Origin of the sequence: Streptomyces sp. NRRL S-350 (assembly GCF_000719705.1) — a bacterium.
In the GTDB taxonomy this organism is placed as follows: Bacteria; Actinomycetota; Actinomycetes; order Streptomycetales; family Streptomycetaceae; genus Kitasatospora.
On record NZ_JOHO01000217.1, the window covers coordinates 1 to 397 of the forward strand.

A 397-nucleotide genomic window follows, 5' to 3' on the forward strand; every position below is an offset into this window, starting at 1 on the left:
AGGCCGCGCCATTGCTTGAGCCGGTTGAAGCAGCGTTCGACGACGTTGCGGAGCCGGTAGGTCTGTCGGTCGAAGGCGGGTGGTCGGCCGCCGCGTGAGCCGCGGTTGAGTCGGCCGAGCGCCTGATCGGCGCGTTCGGGGATGGTGTGCGGGATGCCGCGTCGTCGCAGGTAGGCGCGGATCTTGCGGGAGCTGTAGCCCTTGTCGGCGACGACGTGGTCGGGCCGGGTGCGCGGGCGCCCCGACCCGACCCGAGGAACCCGGATCGCCTCCAGGACGGCTTCGAGACGGGTGCAGTCGTTGGCGTTGCCGCCGGTCAGGACGAAGCCGAGCGGGGTCCCCGGCCGCGTCCTTCTCCGCCTGGATCGCGTGGAGCATCCGGGAGAACGTGCCGTCC

1 protein-coding gene is annotated in these 397 nt (G+C 71.8%); it reads right to left on the reverse strand.

The window, feature by feature from the left end:
- A partial coding sequence (locus tag IF30_RS0140615; RefSeq protein ID WP_051712277.1) for an IS5/IS1182 family transposase occupies window positions 1-397 on the reverse strand: 397 nt, incomplete at both ends.